General features: G+C 61.6%; 14 protein-coding genes. 5 read left to right on the top strand and 9 right to left on the bottom strand.

The genetic code is table 11. The annotated features are described in order from the left end of the window. Positions 1 to 11 precede the first annotated feature (11 nt). The gene (locus tag U5822_RS07385; RefSeq protein WP_322854986.1) at positions 12 to 821 is read left to right on the top strand and encodes a TatD family hydrolase; all 810 of its coding nucleotides are present in this window, start codon (positions 12 to 14) and stop codon (positions 819 to 821) included. Then, a complete protein-coding gene (locus U5822_RS07380; RefSeq protein ID WP_322854985.1) occupies positions 818 to 2,026 on the top strand; it encodes a cyclic di-GMP phosphodiesterase in 1,209 nt (402 codons plus the stop codon). Before U5822_RS07385 ends, U5822_RS07380 begins: the two co-directional genes overlap by 4 nt. Here U5822_RS07380 and U5822_RS07375 read toward each other — a convergent pair. The 8 genes from U5822_RS07375 to U5822_RS07340 form a co-directional block, all read right to left on the bottom strand. Continuing rightward, positions 2,023 to 4,305: a diguanylate cyclase domain-containing protein gene (locus tag U5822_RS07375; RefSeq protein WP_322854984.1), complete on the bottom strand. Its 2,283-nt coding sequence runs from the start codon at positions 4,303 to 4,305 to the stop codon at positions 2,023 to 2,025. The genes U5822_RS07380 and U5822_RS07375 overlap by 4 nt on opposite strands. Beyond that, positions 4,302 to 5,261, bottom strand: a complete 960-nt coding sequence (locus U5822_RS07370) for an ABC transporter substrate-binding protein (protein ID WP_322854983.1) — start codon at positions 5,259 to 5,261, stop codon at positions 4,302 to 4,304. The genes U5822_RS07375 and U5822_RS07370 overlap by 4 nt, the downstream gene beginning before the upstream one ends. A gap of 98 nt (positions 5,262 to 5,359) precedes the next feature. Then, complete coding sequence (locus U5822_RS07365; RefSeq protein WP_322854982.1) at positions 5,360 to 6,268, bottom strand: LysO family transporter; 909 nt, start codon at positions 6,266 to 6,268, stop codon at positions 5,360 to 5,362. Between the two features lie 43 nt (positions 6,269 to 6,311). Then, on the bottom strand, positions 6,312 to 6,680 hold the full coding sequence (locus tag U5822_RS07360; protein WP_322854981.1) for a PA4575 family protein: 369 nt from the start codon (positions 6,678 to 6,680) through the stop codon (positions 6,312 to 6,314). Positions 6,681 to 6,698: 18 nt separating this feature from the next. Further along, the gene (locus U5822_RS07355; protein WP_322854980.1) at positions 6,699 to 7,019 is read right to left on the bottom strand and encodes a DUF2288 domain-containing protein; all 321 of its coding nucleotides are present in this window, start codon (positions 7,017 to 7,019) and stop codon (positions 6,699 to 6,701) included. Positions 7,020 to 7,120: 101 nt separating this feature from the next. After that, entirely contained in the window at positions 7,121 to 7,525 is a 405-nt protein-coding gene (locus U5822_RS07350) for a response regulator (protein ID WP_322854979.1), read from the bottom strand. Next, a complete protein-coding gene (locus tag U5822_RS07345) occupies positions 7,518 to 8,759 on the bottom strand; it encodes a response regulator (RefSeq protein WP_322854978.1) in 1,242 nt (413 codons plus the stop codon). The genes U5822_RS07350 and U5822_RS07345 overlap by 8 nt, the downstream gene beginning before the upstream one ends. 2 nt (positions 8,760 to 8,761) lie before the next feature. Beyond that, complete coding sequence (locus U5822_RS07340; protein ID WP_322854977.1) at positions 8,762 to 10,450, bottom strand: diguanylate cyclase; 1,689 nt, start codon at positions 10,448 to 10,450, stop codon at positions 8,762 to 8,764. Positions 10,451 to 10,545: 95 nt separating this feature from the next. Here U5822_RS07340 and U5822_RS07335 point away from each other — a divergent pair, with 95 nt between their 5' ends. Genes U5822_RS07335 through U5822_RS07325 form a run of 3 tightly spaced genes read left to right on the top strand, consistent with a single transcriptional unit; the run spans position 10,546 to position 17,115 of the window. Beyond that, a complete protein-coding gene (locus U5822_RS07335) occupies positions 10,546 to 12,357 on the top strand; it encodes an ATP-binding protein (protein ID WP_322854976.1) in 1,812 nt (603 codons plus the stop codon). Then, the gene (locus U5822_RS07330; protein ID WP_322854975.1) at positions 12,329 to 15,151 is read left to right on the top strand and encodes a PAS domain-containing protein; all 2,823 of its coding nucleotides are present in this window, start codon (positions 12,329 to 12,331) and stop codon (positions 15,149 to 15,151) included. The genes U5822_RS07335 and U5822_RS07330 overlap by 29 nt, the downstream gene beginning before the upstream one ends. 20 nt (positions 15,152 to 15,171) lie before the next feature. Beyond that, entirely contained in the window at positions 15,172 to 17,115 is a 1,944-nt protein-coding gene (locus tag U5822_RS07325) for an ATP-binding protein (RefSeq protein WP_322854974.1), read from the top strand. A gap of 31 nt (positions 17,116 to 17,146) precedes the next feature. Here U5822_RS07325 and acnA read toward each other — a convergent pair whose 3' ends face one another. Continuing rightward, a complete protein-coding gene (acnA, locus tag U5822_RS07320; RefSeq protein ID WP_322854973.1) occupies positions 17,147 to 19,906 on the bottom strand; it encodes an aconitate hydratase AcnA in 2,760 nt (919 codons plus the stop codon). Between the last annotated feature and the right edge of the window lie 106 nt (positions 19,907 to 20,012).

Below are 20,012 nucleotides of genomic sequence, written 5' to 3'. Positions count from 1 at the left end.
ACCAAAGCGCGATGAGTAAGAAACGCCGCGACATCCCCGTGTTCGATCACCCGATCATCGAAACCCACTGCCATCTCGACTACCTCAAGGATCGTCCCCTGGACGAAACCCTGGCGCAGAGCGAGCGGGTGAACATTGAAAAGGTCATCACCATCGCGGTCGCGCCCGACAACCTCGCCAAGGTACGCGAGCTGAGCCAGGTGGCGCCCTGGGTCTATGGCACCCAGGGCATCCATCCGCACGAGGCGGAAAGTTACTCCGACGCCGTCGAGGAGGAGATTCGGGCCCATGCCGGCGACGACAAGATTGTTGCCGTGGGTGAAATCGGCCTGGATTACTTCTATGACAACGCCGACCGCGAGGTACAGCGCCAGGTGTTCCGGCGTCAGCTGCAGATCGCCAGCGATCTGGACCGGCCCGTGGTTATCCACAGCCGGGAAGCCGACGAGGACACCATCGCCATCCTCGAGGAGTTCGAGCAATCGCTGACCCGCCGGGGTGTGATCCACAGTTTCACTTCGGGTCCGGGCCTGGCCCAGTACGCCCTCGATCAGGGCTGGTGTCTCGGCTTCAATGGCATTACCACCTTCAACAAGGCGGAAAACGTACGTGACATCGTGCGCATGGCGCCCATCGAGCAGATCCTGCTGGAGACCGACGCGCCCTTCCTGACCCCGGTGCCCTACCGCGGTCGCGAGAACGCGCCCTTCTACCTGCCCTTCGTGGCGGAGAAAATTGCCGAGGTAAAGGACCTACCTCTGGACCACGTACTGAGCACCACCTACCAGAACAGCCTGAGGACGTTCTTCCCGCAGCGATGATCAAGCGCATCCCTATTTCGGCATTGAAGGTCGGCATGTACATCACCGACCTCAACAACGACTGGATTCCTCACAACAGCCAGCGCAAGCGCGGTGTCATCAAAAAAGAGGAAACCATCGAGAAGATCCGCCAGATGGGGGTGGCGTTCGTCTATATCGACGCCTCGAAGGGCCTGGACACCCAGGATTCGGAGACCGCCGGCGAGGTGGATCGCCGCAACGAAGCGGCGCTGCAGCGGGCCGGTGAACAGTCACCGGGACTGCGCCCCCACGTGCCCATGGAAGAAGAACTGGTGGTGGCGCAAAAGGTCCACAGCCAGGCCCAGGGCCTGGTGGGCGAGTTCATGAACAACGTCAAGATCGGCGGCGCCATCGACATCGCCCCGATCCACCAGCTGGCGGACGAACTGCAGAGTTCGGTGTTGCGCAACGCCAATGCCCTGAGCTGCCTGGGGCGCATTCGCGAGAAGGACAATTACCTGCTGGAGCACTCGGTCAACCTGAGTGTGCTGATGTCGTTGTTCGGCAACTACCGGAAACTGCCGGCCGACGTCCTGCACCAGACCATCGTCGGCGCCCTGCTGCACGACCTGGGCAAGATCCTGACCCCGGACGAGGTCCTGCACAAACCCGGCCGACTGTCGGCGGAGGAGTTCGAGGTGATGAAACTCCATGCCCGCCATTCCCGGGACATCCTGGCGTCGACCGAGGGCATTGGCGAGCTGACCGTCATCACCGCCGCCCAGCACCATGAGCGCCTGGACGGCACCGGTTACCCGGAAGGCCTGAAGGGCGACGAGATTTCTGAATATGGCCGCATGGTCGCGATCACCGATGTCTACGACGCCATCACCGCCGACCGGGTCTACCACAAGGGCCTGACCCCGACCCAGGGCCTGAAAAAGCTGCTGGAGTGGAGCGGCGATCACCTCGACCCCGAGCTGGTGAAACAGTTCATCCGGTGCATTGGCCTGTATCCGGTGGGGTCGATGGTGTTGCTGGAAAGCGGCCGACTGGGCGCGGTGGTGGAAACCAACGACCAGGATCAGCGGCTACCGGTGGTGCGGGTGATGTACCACACCCGGTTCCGGATGCAGATCCCGGTGGACACCATTGATCTGAGCCGACCCGGCACCCAGGACCGGATTGTGCGCGCCGTCGACCCGGGCGAGTACCGGATCGATATCCGGAAGTTCATGATCTAGGCGCTAATGTCCGGAAAAAACCGGCGAAAACAGCCTTTCCCCTGCCGCTTGGCCTGGTACATGGCCTGATCGGCCTGACACAGCAACTGATCCCCGTCGATCTCAGTCTGCTGGGGAAATACGGTGTAGCCGATACTGGCCGAAATCTCGACCTGATGATCTCCGGCCCATACTGGCTCGGCAACGGCCACTAGCATGCGGGACAACAGCCGTTCCAGGTCCGCTTCATTGTCGATGTTCAGAATAATCGCGGTGAACTCATCGCCGCCCATTCTAGCCAGGGTGTCCTCCTCCCGTAGGGACTGTTGCAGCCGCTCCGCCGTTTCAATCAACAGCATGTCCCCCGCTTCATGCCCGAATGTATCGTTGACTGGTTTTAACTCGTCCAGATCGATATAGACCACCGCGAGGCGAAGGTTATGGCGCCGAGCCTGCGCCATCCCCTGCTGCAGTCGGTCGGCAAACAGAACCCGATTGGGCAAGCCCGTCAGCGCATCGTAGTGAGCGAGGGTGCGCAGCTCGTGTTCCTTGGCTTTGCTGTCGGTGACATCGTTGTATATGCCGATGAAATGCGTGACGGAGCCTGTGTCGTCACAAACGCGACTGAGGGTCAGGACCAGATCCAGCTGCTCTCCATCGGTCCTATTAAATACAACCTCACCTCGCCAGAAGCCACTGATCCGTGCGTTCTGGAATACCCCACTACCCTCCCCGAGGGGTAAGGGCGGCAACTTCCCCAGCGCCTGATGTTTGGGCTGTCGGGTGATGTTGGCGTAACCCTCATTGACGTCGACTACCCTGCCGTATCGGTCAGAAATGAATATCGCTTCTCGCGCTGTGTCGAACACGCTGGCAGCTAACCTCTGCCTTTGCTCAGTTTGTCGCCGATCGGTGATATCGTGCCAAGAACACAGCAATAGTGAGTTTGTTGCACCGGGTTCATGCGCCGGTGCGATAGTCATGACCACCCAGATGTCCGAACCATCCGAGTGTCGAAAAAGCCATTCCTGCTGACAGACCAGCCCACCATCCGCCATCGCCATGATGGCCCGCATTTTGGCCTCCGAGTCCTGACCGTCTGGCTGGTATTCAGGCGAAAAACTCGCCACTTCGCCGCCAATCAGAGCCTCCCGGCTGGCCACTCCCAGCATTTCTATCGCCGCGTGGTTGCAGTCCACAAACACGCCGCGCCGGATTACCAACATTGGCTGCGGCCAGCTCATCATCAATCGCCGGGTTCGCCGTTGTTCATTCAGAAGCTGGCGCCGGCGCTTTGCAAGCCACAGTGAACTGGCGACCAGCATCAAGAGCAACACCATGATGGTAAACACCCACAGACGATACTGATGCAAGGCGTCGATCCAGGTCAGCTCTGGGGCTTGATCAAAAGGGGGCACCTTCAGTGACCGGGACAGATATTCCACCGCTTGGTAATCAGCGGGCGGCAAAAAGCCTGCAATATCGGCAGCCTGGGCGGCCGGATCATCCGGCTCCAGCGCGAATAACGCCGAGGCGGTGCGTCGTACGATGTCGTCGTCCACATGGGGAAGTGCCACCAAAGGCCATTCCGGGTAGAGGCGCGTAGAAGCCATGAACGGAAATCCAGCAAGCCTCTGAGAGTTGACGACATCAAGCTTGAACATCAATTCCGGCTGAGTCAGCGCCAACTGCTCGAGAATGCCTGTGCGAATAAATCCCACATCCGCATCACCGGCAAGGACCGCTCGAATCACACGATCATGGCTGCCCACCAACTTGATGCGATTGCTGCGCCGAATATCCACACCAATCTGCTGCAACTCCAGCGCCTGGGCAAGATAGCCACCCAGAGAGTTCACACTCGGTGCGACCAGTGTTTTATCCCGGATACTGGCCAGATCCTCAACCCCGGCCCGGTCTGACGCAGCTATAATCACTCCGCCGAGACTCGCCGTGGCCACCCCTTGCCAACGTCGATTCAGCGTCGCCAAGACCCCAGAAAGACTACGCTCGCTACGGATGATCAGGAAATGACTGGGATTGGTCAGAACGAAATCCAATCGGTTAGCAGCAAGTGCCTGATCCAGCTCGGCTTCACTCAACAACAACAACTCCACAGGCTCACCAATGGCTCGGGACAGGTAATCGGCAAGAGGCTCGAAGCGCAGACGCATAATGGCTTCAGACCGTGAATTGTAGATACCCAGTGTCACCGGCGAAGTGGCCCAGGCCGGGAGTGGAATCGTTGCCACCAACAGCAACCAACCAAGCAGACACCGCGCCCAGAGAGGCGCGATCAAGTGTTACTCCGAGGCAAAAAGGCAGGATTACTGATCGGACGTGAATCCGGCATCTTGCCGAGTAGGCCAGCGCGTATCATCAGGTGTGCGAGATTGCGAGCAACCACTTCCACCCTTCCCGTTGTGGCTAGGTAGCGCTGATTCGCTGCGAGGTCAGGCAGCATCACCGTGGCCAACGCCCTTCGAATAGCGTCGGGGGAGGTGTTCTGCCGACCCGCGATCCGGTAGATGGCATCATGGCGGCTTCGCACCAGGTGTTGAAGGCCGGCAAAGTGGCCTGCCAGCATTCCACGCACGGCCTGTGGTCGGCCATCCGCCATTCGGCGGGTGACTGCTAGCACATCGAAGATGGTTTCCGGCAGGTCGCCACTGTCGAACATGCGCACACCACCCTGATCCTCCAGGGCCGATGCCACCGGTTCGTAGCAAACCGAGGCCGCCACTTCACCCCGCTGCCACGCCGACTCATGCTCGCTCACAGGCAAATTCACCTCAGTAACATCAGCTCGTTCCAATCCGGCTCGTTCCAGAATTTTGAGCAGCATTACACCGGACACTCCAGACAGCTCCACCGCCACGCGCTGCCCGCGGAGCCCCTCCAGACTGTCAATGGGAGGCCGCACCACCAGGACATCCGCGCCCGCTGAAACATCGGTAACGCCCACGACGACCAGATCGGTCCCTGCGTCCTTGGCCCGCAATACTTCATCCAGGGTCAGAGCGGCCCCATCCAGCTCGCCGGCCTGCAATCGCGCCAGGGAGTCGGCCGCGGCCTCACCTTTGAGCAGCGTCACCGACTCTGGCAGCCAGTCAAACTCCTCCGCCAGATACAGAGGCTCATACCCAATCCATGGGTGAACCCCAAGGCGCAGTGGCCGACCGGAACTGCATCCCCACGGGCCGATCGCCGCAAGCCCCGCAGCAACGGATAACCCAATGAAATGGCGACGACGCATGGTTTAACCTTGTGCTCTGGTCCTTCCGGTTCTTTACAGTCTAGATGACGAAACCCCACCGGGCGGGAAAAAGAGCAAGTAACTGGTCTTCAACGACATCAGCCGAGGGACAGGAACACCCCCATCAGCACCGGTGACAGGAACGACAGCAGGAAGCCCGAGGCGATGGCCACCGGCACGCAGCCGAGGCCGCCGCTGCTGCGGATCACCGGCAGGGTGAAGTCCATGGCGGTGGCTCCGCCATAGCCTATGGCCATGGCGGGACGGGCGCTGATCAACACCGGAATGAGGGCCAGGGCGATGATCTCCCGCAGCACGTCGTTCAGGAACGCCACCCCACCCCAGGCTGGCCCCAGGGCATCGCCGATGACAATACCGGACAACGAGTACCAGCCAAACCCGGACGCCAGCGCCAGCACGTCGTGCCAGGGCAACGCCAGCACCGGAATCAGCAGGACACCGGCCACCAGCGAGCTGAGGGTCAGCGCCAGGGCGATACCCAGGCCCTGGCGATTCATCAGCAGCTTGCGCAGGGACAGTCCGGCGTTGCGCAATTGCAGACCGATCAGGAACAGCAGCAGCATCAGCGCCCCGGTAGCAACGTCCTCCACGAACGCCAATTTGGGCAGCAGAAAATAACCGGCCAGCAGACCGACCAGCACGGCCAGCAAAGGCTTCAGGCCGGCCAGAAACAGGCGCCGGTAGCCGGTACTGCCCTCCACCGGGCCAACTTGGAGCGTCATCGGCTGCCAACGATGGAACAGCCAGAGCCCGACCATGTTGGCCAGGAACAGCGCCAGCACCAGCATCAAGACCTGAACCGCCATGCCCCCCAGTTGGCTGGCCAGGCCTTCCATCTGGCCCAGGCCCAGGCCCAGCAGCGCGAGAATAAAATAGACCAGGCCTTCAACCGTGTAATGGATGATGGTCATGGCCCGCCGACTGTGCAGTGGCAGGGCAAAGCCCAGAAACAGGGGGGCAAGAATCAGCAGCGCGCCGGTCAGCATAGACTCCTCAACAAGCAAAGTGGGGTACGGGGAAAGGGGCCGATCAGCCGATCGGTTCGAACTGGTCTGGGTCCAGTGTGGTGTTCGGGGTACGCTGGTTCGGGTCAAAACTGAGGGTGCGGGCCAGGCGCTGGGCGGTCACGGACCAGACCACATAGTCCTCGGGCCGGGGCTCGAAGCCCTCGCCCATCAGGGCACCTGCGGTGGCCCGAAGCGCAGACTCGGCCCGGCTCTGGGTCGTCCAGGGCCCCTGGCAGTGCTGGCGTTCGGGCTGACCCTGGTTGGGTCCCGCCAACGCCACCAACACCCAGGCACCGGCGACCGGCTTGATGAACAGCTCAAGGCGATGTTGCTCGCGCACCATCACCAGGGCTTTCAGGGCGCTGCGACCGTGAAAGTAATGCAGCTTCATGGCCGGTTCACCGCGCCATCACTGCAGGACATGGTTGGAGCGGTCCTGCACCAGCACCCAGGGCGCGATCACCACCGCCCAGAGTTCGGTGTTGCTGTCGTACCAGGCCTGGGCCAGATCGGCCGGGATCTCCCCGACCTTGCCGGCAGTCATCCAGGCCTCGAACCGCGACTTGTTGTCCGCCGCCAGCTCCGTCGCCACCTCCAGCAAGTCGAGCTCCGGGGCCACCCGAACCACCTGACCACGGGCAAAATAGGTTTGCAGGTCGTGCCAGTGAATGCGGGAAGTTTCCAGATTCAGCTTTGCTTTGAGCTCATCCCGGGAGGGGTCAGACGACATGGTGGGGCCTCGATGTTACCAGTTGAATCCAAGGCCACAGGTTAACCGAATCGTTGGCCGGGGCACCAGCCTGAGCCGGCAGATCGACGACATTCGCCGACCTATCCCTCCTGGTCGAGGTTGTCCCAGATTTCCCGGATCCGGTCCGACAGCGCCATGGGATCAAACGGCTTGGGGATGACTGCCACAGCGCCCTGGGACAGATAGCCGTCGACTTCGTCCGGCTGCACTTTCGCGGTCATGAAAATGGCCGGGGTATCGGAGAAGTCCGGATGCCGGCGAATGGCTTTCAGGGTGGAAGGGCCATCCATTCCCGGCATCATGACGTCCAGCACGATCAACTGGGGGTCAAACTCTGAAATGGTTTCCAAGGCCTTCTGCCCGGACTCGCAGGTGGTGAGGGTGAAGCCACCCACCGCCTCGAGCGCCAACTCGGCCACGGCGCGGATGTCCTCCTCGTCCTCGACCAACATGATTCTTTCTAATTCGATGCCTGCTTCAGTCATCCGAACGCTTCTCCCCGTCTTGTTCCGGACCGGCCGGTTCCGCGCCATCGGGCGCCGGTTTTTCAGATTCCACTTCGTCCGGTGTCGGCCCGGCCGCTTTCTTGTTCCAGTTTTCCAGGCCCAGATGCCGCAGCAGCCGGCCAATTTCCGCTTCCGGGGCGTCGTCGCTGGTCATCAGCGCCGCCACCCGCATGATTACCCGCTCCTGGGTCACGTTTTCCCGGGTCAGGAAATGCACCGCGCCGATCAGCTGGCGCAATTCCAGGGGCATCAGCCATTGCACCTTGAGCCGGTTGCCATAGGGCTGGGCCCAGTCACGCAGGGCATCATGCACCTCGTCTTCGGTCAGTTCACCACCTCGTCTCAGGAAATGGTCCATGACCTTCAAAACCGCCAGTTCCCCCACTCGGCTCAGCAGGCCCGCTGTAAAGAACTCGGTGGAACGCTTGCCCAGGGCCAGGGCGACGCGCTGAGCCTCCCGAGCCACCTTTTCCGCCTGCTGCTGATACTGGATAGCTGGGGTTTTCAGCAAGTCATGGGACAGTGTCGCGCCGACATCCATGGCCAGGCCCAGAGCCTGGTTGAGCGCCATCGGCACGCCCATGGTGGAGATGGCATCCCGGATGGTGCTGACCGGCTTGCCCGTTTTCCGAAACGACGCCCGGTTGGCCACATCCAGCAGGCGCGAACACAGGGCCGCGTCGGTCTGCCAACGCTCCGCCAGATGCGCGGCCGAGAGACTTTCTGCACGGGCCATCAGTTCCAGCACACTGGCGGCATCGGTTCTGGCTGGCAACTGGATGACCGTATCCAGGCCTTCGGCCAGCAGGCTTTCCAACGCCGGCGGCGGCTCCGCTTGGGCCTCTGGCGCTACCTTGTCCAGCACCGCCAATAAGCGATCGTGCAGCATGTCCACTTTGAAGGGTTTACTGATGTAACCACTGATGTGGTAATGGGCAGCTTTGAGAATGGAGTCCCGATCGGCGCGACCGGTGATCATCACGATGGTGACCGTCTTGTTGATGGCACGAACCTGGCGGATGATCTCCAGTCCGGAACCGTCCGGCAGGTTCCAGTCGACGATCAGCAGGTCCGCCGGTTTCCGCTTCCAGGCCGCCATGGCTTCCTGATAGCCCGAGGCCTTGGCCACCTGCATGTCCGGATGAAGGCCCGCCACCACCGTTTCCAGCAGATCGGCCATCAGGTCATCATCATCGATGATCAGAGCATCCATTCTCAGTTACCCACCTTCCCCGATTGCGATTCATCCGACGTTGCTGTGACACCGTTACGCCCTGACAGCTTCCGCGAGTATAACGCCTTATCCGCCGCTTCGATGGCGTCGTCGACGGACACGTAATCCTCAAGTGGAGCAATCCCCACACTCAGGGTGACATGAAATTCCTTGTTGCCTCCGGTGAAGCTGATTCTCGACATCAGGTCACACACCGACTGGAACACCACGCGGGCCTGCTCAACCGAACAGTCCGGCAGGGCGACCATGAATTCTTCGCCACCGTAGCGGCCAATCACATCGGATTTTCGCAACCGATGACGCAGCAGGTGGGCCAGGCCCTTGATCACCAGATCACCGGTACGATGGCCGTAGCAATCGTTGACCTGCTTGAAATGGTCCAGATCCAGCATCGCCACCACCGATTGCTGGCCCAGGCGCTGGCAGCGGGCCAGTTCCTTGCCAACTTCCGATTTGATCACCGAGTGCTTGAGCAGGCCGGTCAGGCTGTCCCGGGACACCAGCTTGTCCAGTTGTCGGGCGCGATAGCACCGCACCGTCACCGCCCGCAGCAGCAGGGAATCGGAAATGGGCTTGGTCAGGAAGTCATCGCCGCCCTCGGCCAGGGCATCCACCTGGAATTCGCGATCTTCTTCCGAGGACAGGAAAATGATAGGAAGCCCCAGCCATTCCGGATCGTAGCGCAGCATGCGCGCCAGGTTGGGGCCGCTGTGCGCGCCCATCTGAACATCCATCAGGACAATATCCGGCCGGAACTCCGACAGCACGCTGAGAATGATGGCGGGGTTGTTGACCCGACGAACCTCCAGGCCACTCTCTTCCAGGACCAGGCCGTAATGTTCCAGCAGCTCGGGATCGTCGTCGACAATCATCACACGGCCGGCGGCGCCCTCGGCTCGCTCCATGATCAGGCGTTCGAGGTAGTCGGCCAGCACTGGGATGTCCAGGGGCTCACTCAGGAAACCGTCCACGCCGCGCTCGGCCAATCGGTAGCGCGCATCAAAGGAATCTTCGGCCCCAATGCTGATCAACGGTGGCCGGACCGGCAGCGAGTGCAACAAATGCCCCTCGCCGAGCATCAGCGAATCACGGACCACCAGGCCCGAGACCTTGTCCAACCCGTGCTCGATCGCCGCTTTCAGACTGGAGAAGACATCGGCCGACAGACCGTGGGACTCCAGGTTGCGGGCGAGGCCCCTGGCCCAGTCCAGGTCCGGGTCTACAATCAGAATTTCGGTGTCGTCGGCCTGCTCCCGGGTGACCCGAGTCTCCACGGGCTGGACCCGGTCTGCGGCGGCGGCTTCCAGAGACAGGAGCTGGGACAGGCGGGCAACCCGGGCGATCAGGACCTGATCGAGGCGAGCCCGAATCCGCTCGACCACCAGGGTGTCATTGAGTTGATCTTCCCCCATGGCCGCCAGCGGCTTGATCAGATTCTCCAGGGAGCGGGCTTCTTCGCCCAGGGCGCCGTAACCGAAGGTGCCGGCGGAACCGGCGAGGCGATGCAGCGAGTGGTACACCGTGGAGATGTCGTCGGCGCGCAGACGACCCGAGTTGAACCGGTCGACGACATCCTCGAGGAGGGCAATATCCTGGGTTGCTTTTTCCTTGAACCGCAGCTTGAGAAGTTCCAGCTTCCGTGCAACTTCAGAATTTTTGTTATCAGACATGGCCCTTCAGTGTAATCTGCTCCACTATTGGAATGTGCCAGACTCTGACTGACATCAAAGCAAGAATTTCAACAAAGTACCAGAAGGAAGTCGGTTTGCGTTCATTTTCGCTCGGAACCCGCATCACCCTCATCATTCTGCTTGGGACCTTCACCACCGTTGGATCCGTGCTCTTGATTGCCTACGGCGCCCTGGTCGAAGATTTCGAAACCATCCTCACCGACCAGCAACTCTTCGAAACCCGGCGTATTTCAGAGGAGGTCGACCAGCGCCTGCAGCTGAAACTTGATGTCCTGGCCGAGTCTGCTGCCACCCTAACCGACGGTGATCAGCTCCTTCCAGCGGACCAGCTGGCGGTTCAGTTAGACCGGCAGAAACTGCTTAGGTCGCTGTTTCCTGACGGCGTATTGGTCTTCGATGAGAAAGCGACGGCGATAGTCGAAGATACCTTTGTTCCGAATCGAATCGGTACCAACTACGCGGATCGTGCCCACTTCCAACGGGCGCTGGAAACCGGAGAACCGGTCATCAGCCAACCCGTTATGGGGCGGACGACCGGAGTTCCCCTGCTGTCCTTTGTAGGGCCAATTCTCTCAGATGGTGGTGACATACTCGGATTCCTGGGCGGCACCATTAACCTGGGCAAAACCAGCATCATTCCCGAAAACATGCTACGAGAGATTGCCAAAGACGGCGCCACCTTCAAAGTCATCGACGTGGCCAACTCACTGTACATTGAGGGCGGCCCGGCACCCAGTAACCAGATACAGGAACTGCCCGCACCAGGGGTAGACCCGTTTGTGGATGCGGCGCTGTCTGCCCTTGGCTTCGGAATCACCCAAGCCCCCGATGGCGAGGACTGGATCTTCGCCACCAACCGTCTGCAGCGCCTGGGCTGGATGTTTTTCCGTGCCGTACCTTACGAGCGGGCCACGGCACCGGCCTGGCAATCCTTCCTCCGCTTCCTGGGCATCAGCTCCTTGATTGCCGTGGTCATCGGTGGGATCAGCTTCCTGCTGAGCCGAAACGCCACCATGCCCCTGGAACGGATGACTCGCAAGATTCGTCGGATGGTGCAGAACCCAACGGAATTTGGCCGTCTGGACCCCGCAGGCCCGAGGGAGGTACGAAACCTGGCCCACGCCTTCAACCGGCTTATGGACGAACGCGAGGCCATCAGCCAGATGAAGGAGCAATTCGTCTCCAATGTTAGTCACGAGCTGCGCACGCCGTTGACCTCCCTGAATGGCGCACTTCGGCTGGTCAATTCCGGTGTCGCGGGTGCGTTGCCGGAGAAAGCCCTGGAGATGAACCGCCTGGCCCTGCGTAACGGCGAGCGGCTCCAGCTGTTGATTTCCGACCTACTGGATTTCAACAAACTGGCGGCGGGGCAAATGAACGTATCGCTCGAACCCCAGCGCCTGGCGCCCATCTTCGAGTCGGCCATTGACGGCAATCAAACCCTGGCCGACGAGCATGAGGTCACCCTGGAAAGCGTCTGCCCGCCCAAGGCGACGGTGGTCGCCGATGATCACCGGCTGCGACAAATCCTCGACAATTTCATCAGCAATGCCGTCAAGTTCTCTCCTTCCGGTGGAACCGTCACCCTGGCTGCTACGTCGGGTGACGAAGGATTCATCAGAATCAGTGTTCGCGACCAGGGCGATGGCGTTCCCAAATCGTTCGTGCCGTACCTGTTCGAACGCTTCTCCCAGGCCGAGGCCGGCACCACGCGATCAATCAAAGGCACCGGCCTGGGCCTCTCGATCTGTCGGGAACTGACGCTGCTGATGCATGGCCACATTGGCTACGAGTACAAGCAGGGTGCCCATTTCTGGATTGAACTTCCGTCAACCGAACACGAGAGTCTAGCGGACCATGAAAGCGCCAGAATTGCCTCGCAATGAACAGGAGCGCCTGGCGGCGCTGAATCGCTCGGCCCTGCTTGATACCGTCCCGGAAGAACGCTTCGACCGATACACCCGCATGGCCTGCCGCATTTTTCGGGTGCCCATTGCCCTGGTCACTTTGGTGGACCATAACCGGCAGTGGTTCAAATCCTGTCAGGGATTGACGACGCCAGAAACCCCAAGGGATATTTCCTTCTGCGGGCACGCCATCCTGCACTCGGACACGTTTGTCATCGAAGACGCGCTGAACGACGATCGATTCAGCGATAATCCGTTGGTCACAGAGGCGCCTTTCATCCGTTTCTACGCTGGCGCGCCACTGCACGACATGGACGGCTTCCGGCTTGGCACCCTGTGCCTGATTGACCGCAGTCCGAGGAAATTCAGCTACGAAGACGAAGCTCTGCTACGAGATCTGGCCGATTGCGTTGAACGGGAAATCCGGCTTCAGGCCACCTCCGCCTTCTACTCCGATCTCAAGCAGAGTGAACGCCGGGCCCGCTCGGTGATTGAGGGTACTCGGGTGGGTACCTGGGAGTGGAACGTGCAAACCGGTGAAACGGTGTTCAATGAACGCTGGGCGAATATCTGCGGCTATCAACTTGAAGAGCTGGAGCCGGTCAACATCCAGACCTGGCTTAACCTCGCCCATCCCGAGGATCTGGTGGAGTCCGAGCGGTTGCTGAACGCCCACTTTGCCGGCGAGCTGGATGAGTACGACTATCGCTGCCGGATGCAGCACAAGGACGGCCACTGGGTCTGGGTGCATGACCGGGGCAAGGTGTTCGAGTGGACCGACGACGGCCGACCGCTGTTGATGTACGGTACCCACGCCGACATCACCGCGGAAATGGCGAATCTGGAACGCATGCAGCAACAGAACACGGCGCTCAGCATCCTGAACGACCTGGCCATCGACCCGGAAACCGACGACGACGTTCGAATCACCCGGGCGCTGCGCCTGGGGGCCGAGTACCTGGACCTGCCCCTGGCCATCGTCAGTGAAATCACCAGCAATGTGTACACCGTACGCTGGTTCGACGCGCCCCCGGACTCTGGGCTGTCCCGGGGGCTCACCTTCGACCTGGCCGACACCTACTGCGCGATCACGGTCACCCGGGACGAGAGCCTTTCCATCAGCCACATGGCCCGCTCCCAGTACTGCGACCGGCCCTGCTACGACCAGTTTGGTCTGGAGAGCTATGTGGCGGCGCCCATCTACGTGCAGGACAAGCTCTTCGGTACCCTGAACTTTTCCTCGCCAAGCCCCCGGCCGGACGGCTTCTCCGATACCGAGGTCAAATTCGTCACGCTGCTGGCGCGCTGGATCGCGGGTGTGCTGGAACGCCAGGTCAGCGTGCAGACCCTGAAGAAGCTGGTCGAACAGACCCCCGGCATGCTGTACCAGTACCGGCTCTGGCCGGACGGCTCGTCGGCCTTCCCCTTTTCCAGCCCCGGCATTCGGGATATCTTCCAGGTCAACAGCGAAGACGTGGAGAAAGACGCCTCGGTGTGCTTCGAACGCATCCATCCCGACGACCTGAACGCGGTGATCGACAGCATTCAGCATTCGGCCCGCGACCTCACCGGGTGGCAGCATCAATACCGGGTTCGGCGGGACGACCACTGGCGCTGGATCGAGGGCCGGGCAACCCCGGAGCCGCTCGCCGACCACAGCACCATGTGGCACGGCTACATCGTCGACATCGACGACAAGAAACAGATCCAGCTGGCGCTGCAGGAAAGCGAGGACCAGCTGCGCCGGATGTTCGAACTTTCTCCCATTGGCATCGCCCTGAACGACTACTACACCGGGGAATTCCTCGACGTAAACGAGGCGCTGCTCGAACCCATGGGCTTTACCCGGGAGGAAATGATGGCGTCCAACGTCAACCTGCTGTTTGGCGACGCCACCGAGCAGGTCCGCGCCCAGATACTCTCCGACCTGAAAAAAACCGGTCGTTTTGGCCCTTACGAGCATGAGATCCTGCGCCGTGACGGTACCACCTACCCGGCGGTCACCCAGGGCATGCGCATCACCAACTCCTCCGGCCGGGCGCTGGTGTGGTCGCTGATCGAGGACATTTCCGAGCGCAAGAAGGTGGACCGGATGAAGAACGAGTTCATCTCCACGGTAAGCCACGAATTGCGCACGCCGCTGACCTCCCTGGCCGGCTCCCTGGGTCTGGTGGCCGGGGGCGCGCTGGGCCCGCTGTCGGACCAGGTGGATCGGATGATTTCCATCGCGGCTCGCAACAGCGAACAGCTCAAGCTGCTGATCAACGACCTGCTGGACATGGAAAAACTGGTGTCCGGCAACATGGTCATGAATCTCCAGCCCGAGACCGTGGGTCCGCTGGTGGAAGACACCATCCACCGCCTGCGTACCTACGCCCTGGACCAGCACATCAACGTGCAATTCCGGGATCCGGACTGCCAGCACCAGGTGGTGGTGGACGCACAACGGCTGGAGCAGGCGCTGACCAACCTGCTCTCCAACGCCATCAAATTCTCGCCCAAAGGGAGCGAGGTCACGGTGACGGCGTCGCCCAAAACCGACCATCTGGAAATCCGCGTGAAGGATCGGGGCCCGGGCATTCCGCAAATCTTCCGCTCACGCATATTCGAGAAGTTTGCCCAGGCCGACAGCTCCGACACCCGAGGCCGCCGCGGCACGGGCCTGGGTTTGGCCATCACCCGCGAGATCATGACCCAGATGGGCGGGGATGTCGGGTTCGACTCGGTCGAGGGCCAGGGCTCCGAATTCTGGCTCAAGCTTCCATACGCATAACAGCAAAAAGGCAGTAAGGCATGTCGGACACGTCCCGAAGCAATTCGCTACTCAGGCTGATCTGGGCCGCAAGGCTCAGCGTCCTGGCCCTGATGATTGCGGTCGCCGTGGCCCTGGATGCCGCCAGCACCTCCAGCCACCTCAATGACGTGCGCCAACGCTGGCAAGCCGAGGCGGACGACATCAGCCTGAAGCTCAGGGGCCAGATCCTGCAAAATGTGCAAGCGGTCTGGGGCCTGGCCGCCAACGTGGCGGTGGAGCCGACCATCGATGACGAACGGTTCGCCAATCTGGCGTCGACCATCTTCACCCTGGCGCCGGAGCTGCGGAACATCGGCCTGGCCCCCGATTTCGTCATTCGCTTCATGTACCCGATGGAGGGCAACGAAGCCGCCCTGGGCCTGGACCTGACCAAACAGAGCCTACCTCCGCGGGAAGTCGAGGCCCTGCTGGACAGCCGCCAGGTCCGATTCACCGGCCCGATCAATCTGGTTCAGGGCGGTCAGGGGTTGGCCGCCCGCCTGCCCATCTTCGAGCGCGCCAGCGACCGCTTGTGGGGCGTGGTGTCGGTGATCCTGGACATGGACAAACTGTACCAGGCCGCCGGCATCAGTCAGGCACCGGCCAATGCCGAGTTTGCACTGTCGAAATCGGCCGATCCCGGCAATCGGGAAGCGGTGTTCTACGGCTCGCGTTCCGCCCGTTGGGACAACCCGATCACCAGCACCATTGCCATGCCCGGCGCCAATTGGACCCTACTGTACCAACCCAGGGGCGGCTGGCCTTCGCACCCGGCCAACCCCTGGGTGTTCCGTTCGGCCTTGGTGATGTTGATAATGCTGTTCACCGGAGCGGCGTTCTGGCTGACCAGCCTGCTGGTCCGGGAGGATCAGGCCCGGCGTCGATTCTCCGGTCTGTTCGAGCTGGCACCCTTCGGCATCGGTCTGTTCAGCGCCACAACCGGCGATCTGATCCGGGCCAACCACGCCTTCGAGCACAGCTTTGGCGCCGCCGCCCGCTCCCTGGCCTTCTTCGACCGCAGCTTTGACCGGTCGGGCCGGCCTTTGACGGGCGCCATCGGCATTCGCAAGGAACTGGCCAAGAACGGGCGCTTTGCCGGCATCGAAGCCTATTACCAGACCGCCAGCGGCGCCCTGACCCCGTTCCTGATGCAGGGCCTGCAGCTGGATGACGTCGACAACGAACCGGTGGTCTGGCTGATCACCCAGGACATTGCCGAGCGAAAATACATTGACCAGATGAAGAGCGAGTTCATCTCCACGGTCAGCCACGAGCTGCGTACGCCGCTCACCTCCATTTCGGGCTCCCTCGGCCTGCTGGCCAACAACGCCGTCGGCACACTGCCCGAGAAGGCCTCGAAACTGGCCGGCATTGCCTACCGGAACAGCCAGCAGCTGACCTTCCTGATCAACGACCTGCTGGACATCGAAAGCCTGATTGCCGGCAAGATGAGCTTCAAGATGGAAAATCAGGCCCTGGAGGCGATGGTTCGGGAGAGCGTGGAGAACATCCAGCCATTTGCCCGGGGCCGGCAGGTCAGCCTGCATCTGGCGGATCTGGCGCCGGTCACCGTTCATGCCGACAAGCAGCGCTTCCACCAGGCCCTCAACAACCTGCTGTCCAACGCCATCAAGTTCTCACCGGCCGGTGGTACCGTGGAAATGTTCACGCAACAGACCCTGGGTTCGGTGCGGCTGTGCGTTCAGGACAGCGGCCCGGGCATTCCGGTGAGTTTTCGGGATCGCATCTTCCAGAAGTTCTCCCAGGCGGACGGCTCGGACCAGCGCTCCAAGGGGGGAACCGGGCTGGGGCTGGCCATTACCCGGGAGTTGATGGTTCGAATGAACGGCGGGGTGGACTACCACTCGGTGCCCGGACAGGGCGCCACCTTCTGGCTGGAACTGCCCATCGTGGCCGAGGCGGCCGAGCAGCACACCGGTTGAGGCCCGGCGCTGGTGCGCCGGGCGTCTCCATTCACGCGGATGTCAGCATTTCCCGCACCACGTAGTGCAGGATGCCGCCGTGGCGGAAGTACACCGCCTCGTTGGCGGTATCGATGCGGGACTTGAGCTTGCAGGACTGGGTCGAACCGTCCGGGTAGCGCACCGTCATGGTCAGCTCCTGACCCGGCTTGATGTCGCCGGACAGACCCTCGATGCTGATGGTCTCCTCACCGGTCAGTTTCAGGCTCTTACGGTCGGTGCCCTCGGGGAACTGCAGCGGCATCACCCCCATGCCAATCAGGTTGGAACGGTGGATGCGCTCGTAGGACTCGGCCACCACCGCCTTGACCCCAAGCAGGCGCGTGCCCTTGGCCGCCCAGTCCCGGCTGGAGCCGGTGCCGTATTCCTTGCCGGCGATCACCACCAGCGGCGTGCCCTCCTCCTGGTACTTCATGGCGGCGTCGTAGATTGCCATCTGCTGACCACTGGGCACGTGCCGGGTGAAACCGCCCTCGACGCCGTCCAGCATCTCGTTGCGGATACGCACGTTGGCGAAGGTGCCGCGCATCATCACCTCGTGGTTACCGCGGCGGGAGCCATAGGAGTTGAAATCCTTGGGCTGAACACCGTGTTCCTGCAAGTACTTACCCGCCGGCGTATCGGGCTTGAACGAACCGGCCGGCGAGATGTGGTCGGTGGTCACCGAATCGCCCAGCAGGGCCAGGATGTTGGCATCCTCGATGTCGTCGATGGCTTCCGGTTCCTCGCCCATGCCCTCGAAGAAGGGCGGATGCTGAATGTAGGTGGACTTGTCCGACCATTCGTAGACCTTGCTCTCCGGCACCTTGATGGACTGCCAGGTGGCATCGCCGTCGAACACCTCGGCGTACTCCTTGCGGAACATGCCGGTCTTGACCTGCTCCACCGCCTCGGCGATTTCCTGCTGGCTGGGCCAGAGGTCTTTCAGGTACACCGGATTACCGTCCTTGTCGGTCCCCAGCGGGTCCTTGTTCATGTCCAGGCGCACGTTCCCGGCGAGCGCATAGGCCACCACCAGGGGCGGTGACGCCAACCAGTTGGTTTTCACCTGGGGATGCACCCGGCCCTCGAAGTTTCGGTTCCCGGACAGCACCGAGGCCACGGTCAGGTCACCATCGTTGATGGCCTTCTCCACGGCGTCCGGCAGCGGGCCGGAGTTGCCGATGCAGGTTGTGCAGCCATAACCGACCAGGTTGAAGCCGAGCTTGTCCAGGTCGTCGTCCAGGCCCGCCACCTTCAGATAATCGGTTACCACTTTGGAACCGGGCGCCAACGAGGTTTTCACCCAGGGTTTGGTTTTCAGCCCCTTCGCCACCGCCTTGCGGGCAATCAGTCCGGCGGCCATCATTACGCTCGGGTTGGAGGTGTTGGTGCAGGAGGTAATGGCCGCAATCACCACCGCGCCCGGGTCCAACCTGGACTTCTCGCCATTCATTTCCAGCGGCTGACTGGCAGCATGGTGGTAGCTGTCTTCCACCCCGATGGCGGTCTGGCCACCCTCGGACTCCAGTTTCTCTTCCCGGCCGTTGGCTGGCCCCTCCGCGGTTTCCATCAACAGCTCGAAGGAGGCCTTCATGTCCTTCAGGGCAACCCGGTCCTGGGGCCGCTTGGGCCCGGCCAGGCTGGCTTCGACCTCGCCCATGTCCAGTTCCAGGGTGTCGGTGTAGACCGGCTCATGGCCAGGCTCGCGCCAGAGCCCCTGGGCCTTGGCGTAGGCTTCCACCAGTTCGATCTGGGCATCTTCTCGGCCGGTCAGGCGCATGTAGGTCAGGGTCTGCTCGTCCACCGGGAAGAAGCCGCAGGTGGCACCGTACTCCGGCGCCATGTTGGCGATGGTGGCCCGGTCTGCCACCGGCATGTCCTTCAGGCCATCGCCGTAGAACTCGACGAATTTGCCCACCACGCCCTTCTTGCGCAGCATTTCGGTCACGGTCAACACCAGGTCGGTGGCGGTGATGCCCTCGCGCAGCTTACCGGTCATCTTGAAGCCGACGACCTCGGGAATGAGCATGGACACCGGCTGGCCCAGCATCGCAGCTTCAGCCTCAATACCGCCGACACCCCAGCCGAGGATGCCCAGGCCATTGATCATGGTGGTGTGGGAATCGGTGCCCACCAGGGTGTCCGGGTAGGCGATGGTCTTGCCATCCTGATCTTTCGACCACACCGTCTTGCCCAGGTACTCCAAATTGACCTGGTGACAGATCCCGGTGCCCGGCGGCACCACCCGGAAATTGTCGAACGCCTGCTGACCCCAGCGCAGGAACTCGTAGCGTTCCTGGTTGCGCTCCATCTCGATGGCGACGTTGTCCTTGAACGATGACGCGTCGCCGAACTTGTCCACCATCACCGAGTGGTCGATGACCAGATCGACGGGCGACAGCGGGTTGATCAGGGCCGGGTCCTTGCCGGCATTCTTCACCGCTTCGCGCATGGCGGCCAGGTCGACCACCCCGGGTACCCCGGTGAAGTCCTGCATCAGGACCCGGGCCGGCCGGAACTGGATTTCCGTGTCGGATTTGCGATCCTTCAGCCACTGGACCATGGCATCGATGTGACTGCGATCGACGGTGCTGTCGTCCTCGTTGCGCAGCAGGTTTTCCAGCAGCACCTTGAGAGAAAATGGCAGACGGTTCAGATCCCCGAGGGTCTCACCGGCCTTGGGCAGACTGTAGTAATGAAAGGTCTTGCCGCCGGCGTCCAGGCTGGAAAACGTCTTCAGGCTGTCTTTACTGAGGTTATCGTTCGACATCGGATGCCTCCTTTTCCGTGGTGATGGGGAGTCTCTTATAACTATTGCACCGATTGGCCGCACTTCAACCGAACACGGGTGAATGTTCGACATTCGCCGGCTAAAT

The organism is Marinobacter qingdaonensis, assembly GCF_034555935.1.
Lineage (GTDB): Bacteria > Pseudomonadota > Gammaproteobacteria > Pseudomonadales > Oleiphilaceae > Marinobacter > Marinobacter qingdaonensis.
The sequence above is the reverse complement of the archived record's forward strand: the minus strand, read 5'-3'. Positions and strand labels throughout refer to the sequence as shown.